5 protein-coding genes are annotated in these 4,884 nt (G+C 54.0%); 1 reads left to right on the top strand and 4 read right to left on the bottom strand.

Annotated elements, in window-relative coordinates; translation table 11 throughout:
- Both NTH01S_RS11150 and NTH01S_RS11145 read right to left on the bottom strand, forming a co-directional pair.
- A partial coding sequence (locus NTH01S_RS11150) for a phosphotransferase enzyme family protein (protein WP_068173717.1) occupies positions 1 to 913 on the bottom strand: 913 nt, incomplete at its 3' end.
- 2 nt (positions 914 to 915) lie between these two features.
- Positions 916 to 3,309, bottom strand: a complete 2,394-nt coding sequence (locus tag NTH01S_RS11145) for a TonB-dependent receptor (RefSeq protein ID WP_157070968.1) — start codon at positions 3,307 to 3,309, stop codon at positions 916 to 918.
- Positions 3,310 to 3,564: 255 nt separating this feature from the next.
- Here NTH01S_RS11145 and NTH01S_RS11140 point away from each other — a divergent pair, with 255 nt between their 5' ends.
- The gene (locus NTH01S_RS11140) at positions 3,565 to 3,861 is read left to right on the top strand and encodes a YggT family protein (protein WP_068173713.1); all 297 of its coding nucleotides are present in this window, start codon (positions 3,565 to 3,567) and stop codon (positions 3,859 to 3,861) included.
- 150 nt (positions 3,862 to 4,011) lie between these two features.
- Here NTH01S_RS11140 and NTH01S_RS11135 read toward each other — a convergent pair whose 3' ends face one another.
- Both NTH01S_RS11135 and NTH01S_RS11130 read right to left on the bottom strand, forming a co-directional pair.
- Positions 4,012 to 4,233, bottom strand: a complete 222-nt coding sequence (locus tag NTH01S_RS11135) for a hypothetical protein (protein WP_068173712.1) — start codon at positions 4,231 to 4,233, stop codon at positions 4,012 to 4,014.
- Positions 4,234 to 4,318: 85 nt separating this feature from the next.
- The coding region (locus NTH01S_RS11130; RefSeq protein ID WP_245642388.1) for a metallopeptidase TldD-related protein at positions 4,319 to 4,884 on the bottom strand (566 nt) is incomplete at its 5' end.

The raw sequence follows: 4,884 nt of genomic DNA, 5'->3' as shown, positions 1-4,884 counted from the left end.
CCCCTTCCATATCCAACCACGACACCATGCTGCGCTCTAAAGCGACCGCAACATCCAAAAAGGCCGAACTCCGATCCGCCAGCCCAAAATCAAGCACCGTGCTCATCTGCGCATCTCCCCCTGCGGAAGACCATAAGGCATTCGAGCCATGCCAATCCCCATGTCCCCACATCACAGGTCCACGCTGCAACGCCTGATACGCTGCCACGTGAAACGGTTGCACAACACGCTCCAACACGTCAGTACGCCACATATGCTGGTCTAAATACTCGCCCACCGCAGGCTGTTCCACCACCGCACGCTCCAGCGCCGCCATAGGGTCTACCTGCCCAAAAAGACGTGCATTCGTGATAAGCAGCCTCGTAGAACGAGCCGGTGCCCCATACAAATAAGACGCACCATGCAGCCGCGCCAACATCTCTCCAGCCTGATACGCATGCTCCCACCGTATAAACGGCGTCCAAGATGTATGGTCACGATATACATCTTCACCTCGCCCCATATAGTGCAGCTCATACGTCCACCCATGGAGAGCAAGAGCCGTCTCTCCATTACGGCTCGGCACCAGCCGCACCACAGGGATCTGCTTTCCTGCCAAAAAGCGGATAAAACGATGTTCCTCTAAAATATCCTCTTGGCTCCGCAGCGCTGCCGCATGGCGCTTCATGAAAAAAACGCCCTTCGTCGTTTTAATCCGCGCAGCTGAGGAAAAAGGCCGCGGACTGTGCCACGAAATCTCCCGCAAGGCGCCCACATCATAAAACTGCTCTAACAGTGCTGAGAGTTCGCTTTCACACAATGCTGGCCAGTCAGATTGCTGCGGTGCAGTCCCTAACCCATGCACATAATGCACGTCGGGAGAGGCTTCCCCCTCCGCAACTACAGCCTCCTCACCACACCGCAGATCCACCATCCTTAAAACCCAGTCGATGCCGTAAAGAGCGCTGCAAACCCACCACCAATGAAGTAACTCGGCGCACTTCCAGAAATCGTCGTGCCCGAAACGCCCGTCACATCCTTCGCGTTCAAGGTCGGGCTTGCCACGCCTGAGAGATAATGCTGGTTGGTGATGTTCATAAAATTCATCCGCAACGTTGGCTGCTGCAAATGCAGATGATCCGAGAAGCGATAGCCAATCGCCAAATCACCCGTCGTATGATCAGGCATCCGCTCATCATTCATGAAGGTCGCATATTGATGGCCCGTATAACGCACCGTTGCCACGCCAAAAATATGCCCATCATCATACGTCAGCCCAGCGGCCGCCTGTAGGGTTGGGCTCCGCACCGCACGCTTACCGCGCGTCGGCACATAATCATCCCCCGCCACAATGTTGCTATCCACCGTTGCATTGAGGTATTCCCCCGATACATAAGGCGCCAGATGGTGCCACGGGCGCAGCCCCATCTCCACATCCACACCGCGCGTCGTCTGCCCACCAGCGTTTAACGTGGTGTTAATCACAGAGCCATTCTGCACAGCCTGTGTTTGAATCTGGCGGTTCGTAAAGTTGTAATTGAACAACGTCAGGCTCCCAATGAACCAACGCCCCGTCCGACGATACCCCAGCTCTTCCGAAATCGAATATTCATTCTGCACATGCGTCGCGCCCTGCGTCAGCACAGAACCAGACCCCGGATCATAGCTATTATACAAAGCGGATTCCGTCGGTGCCCGGAAGTTCGTGGCCACATTCATGAAAAGCTGATTGGCATTATCAATACGCCACCGCACACCCAAACGCGGCAATGGCTCAAAGCTGTTTGAAATCGCATGATATTGCGGGCCGGGCATAGAGTTCGTCCCAAAACGGCGCATCATCACCGCCTTCAACCCCACATCCACCGCCAAGCGATCACCCCATAGGCTCATATGGTCGCCCACAAACAGCGCATTGGTCTGCGAAATTGTGTGGAAGCTATCTCCCAACAGCGCCTGACCATTGGGCATATGCACAACATACGAGGCTTTCTCAGCCCAAATATCCGGCGCTACCCCATTCGCTTGCACGGACGTGAAGGGCTGCTGCTGGTTATCATCCCCATAATCATACCAATAACCCAGCAGAACATCATTCCAGCCGCGCTTATAATGCACCGTCGTCGTAAAGCCGGAGCGGTAACTCCGCTGCGTATAATCCGCCCGTACAACCCCAACACCATCAACCGTGTTCGACAGGTTCAATGTGCCAGGGACAGGCTGTGTCCCTTGATACACCCCCGTTTCAGAAAGCGTGCTGCCGCCCGGCCAATTCCCATAAGCCATCTGCGCATAGGCTTCAGCATCAACGGACCAATGCGCGTTCAGGCGCACATGCACGGGCGCGCCCCCATAAAGTGTGCGCTCCCCATCACGCCATAAACGCCAGTAATTCACACCATTTTCAGCGTTCTGCGCGTCATAATGCGCCAGAAGGTTATTCTGCCCACCAATGCCGTCCGACTTCCATGTGGCCATTGTCGGCTCTGGGTACCAACTGGTAATCGTGGTGTTAAACGACCCTACGAGCGCAGCGCGGCTTCCTTCACCCCATTCCTTCAGCAGCTTAAAATCAACATGCTGCTTTTTATCCCGCCCGGGCCCGCGCCAATTATCCGTCGCGCCATGCGAATATGAAATAAACCCACGCACACCCGAATGCCCAATATCCCCCGTATCCAAGCGTAAAAACTCACGATTGGTATTGTATGAGCCATACGATACCGCAGCGTATCCGCCCGCCTTTTGTGCAGGGTCCCGGAAGGTCATATTAATCAACCCACCAACCGCATTGAGCACCGGGCTATTCAAATCCGCAGAGCCCTGCGCCAGCGCGATCTCTTGATAATTCTCACTATCCGCAAACTGGCTTGGCGTACCGCTATAAGCGGACACATCATTCAGCGGCATGCCTTCCAAAACATAACCAATGGAATCATTGCTCAAACCACGCACGGTAATATCCGTATTGGGCGAGAATCCCATCGGGTCCGACGTAGAGACATTCGCCCCCGGCAATAACGACACCAGTTGAAACGCCGTCGCCATCGGCGCTTGTTTCATGATGTAATCCTGCCCGACCGTACTGACGGACTTCACGCCTGATTGCGGGTGGATCAAACCACCACCGGGCTGGTGCCCTTCATTACGGTCCGCAAACCCCTCAACCGTCACCTGCTCCACGTGAGCAGCCTCCACGCTCCGCGCTTTAGACGTCTTAGGCGAAACCTTTTCAGCAGCCTGAGCCGTCACCGATACCAGCATCGACAAGGCCGATACACCTGCCAAAATGTTCGTTTTTCGTGAGCGGGAGACCGTTTTACCGAACATCACTACCACCACCTTTATCTCCCTAAGCATCACACGAGATGAAATATTCTTTTAAAACACTATGATGTTACCCTGTATCATAGTTCCGCCATCCGTCACCCTGCCATAAACATGGAACTGACATGCCCCAAGCGGCACACTGCGTACCGGTTGTCGTTCCTAAACAAGCCCGATAAAAACCAAATTCTAAGCGTAAACAGTTCCTATTCTAAAACTTTCCACGGTTTTCAACCCCCTCGCAGACAAGGCACCTTCATGTTCGATCTGTACCTCCTCATCCAAATGCTCATCCATGTGTTTACATGGGTTTTGCTTGGATATTGCGTCCTATCCATGCTGCTCGGCTATGGCGTCTTGAACATCAATAATCGTTTTTTCTATAGCCTTTACAACACTTTGGGCCGCATCGTAGAGCCTGTTCTCAACCCTATACAACGCATTCTTCCGGCCACGGGCGGCTTAGATTTTTCCCCCATAGTGCTCTTGCTGGCCATCCAGTTTATTGTACAACCTCTCTTAAGCCGCATTTTCTTAACAGCACTTGCCCACTAACCGCCTCCCTCCGCCTTGGGCGCGACCTTCTCCGCACAACGGTACAGAAACCTCTTTACCTTATATAAGAAACAAAAAAGGCTTTGCGTTTTCTCACAAAGCCTTTTGTTCTTCAGCAACATGACAACACCCACACCATATCCATGGGTGTTAAGCCGGCGGACGGCGCAAAACACGCCATGCGGCCTCAAGGGCCTCCCCCAAAGACGGCCCAGTTTCAGACACACACGCCCCCTCTGGGTCAGCTAAGACCACAGACCAAAACGTCGTCTCATCACGTTCAATCGTAATACGCCAATCCTTAGGCAAACGCGCCAGAACACGATCCAGCCTTGCGCCTTCCGTTAACGGTTTTGTCTGATGATGCGACATGCCTCTCCCCGTCCGACACAGCGTGTTTCATGACCCCAAACACGCCCCTTACCAACAAACGCCCTGACGATAACCCAGCAGAACGCTATACCGTTCCGCCAACGGTTAACCCAGCCAACTTCAAGGTCGGTTGCCCAACGCCGACCGGCACACCTTGCCCGGCCTTACCACATGTTCCGATACCCGGATCCAACGCAACATCCTGACCAATCATGGAAATACGATTCATCGCATCGGCACCATTGCCAATCAGCGTTGCGCCCTTCACCGGCGTCGTAATTTTTCCATCCTCAATGCGATACGCTTCCGATGCAGCAAAAACGAACTTACCCGAGGTGATATCCACCTGCCCACCGCCAAAATTCACCGCATAAAGGCCGTTCTTCACGGAGCGGATCATGTCCTCTGTTGTGGCCTGACCGCCCAACATCAGCGTGTTGGTCATACGCGGCATGGGTGCATGGGCATAAGACTCCCGACGGCCATTCCCCGTTGGGGAGACACCCATCAAGCGGGCATTGAGCCGATCCTGCAAATAGCCCTGCAAAATACCATCCTCAATCAGCACATTGCGGCCCGTCGGCGTACCTTCATCATCAATGGTCAATGACCCGCGCCGTTCCGGCAATGTGCCATCATCCACCACCGTCA

Origin of the sequence: Neokomagataea thailandica NBRC 106555, assembly GCF_001598495.1 — a bacterium.
In the GTDB taxonomy this organism is placed as follows: domain Bacteria; phylum Pseudomonadota; class Alphaproteobacteria; order Acetobacterales; family Acetobacteraceae; genus Gluconobacter; species Gluconobacter thailandicus_A.
This window is presented reverse-complemented; position numbering and strand designations above follow the sequence as displayed.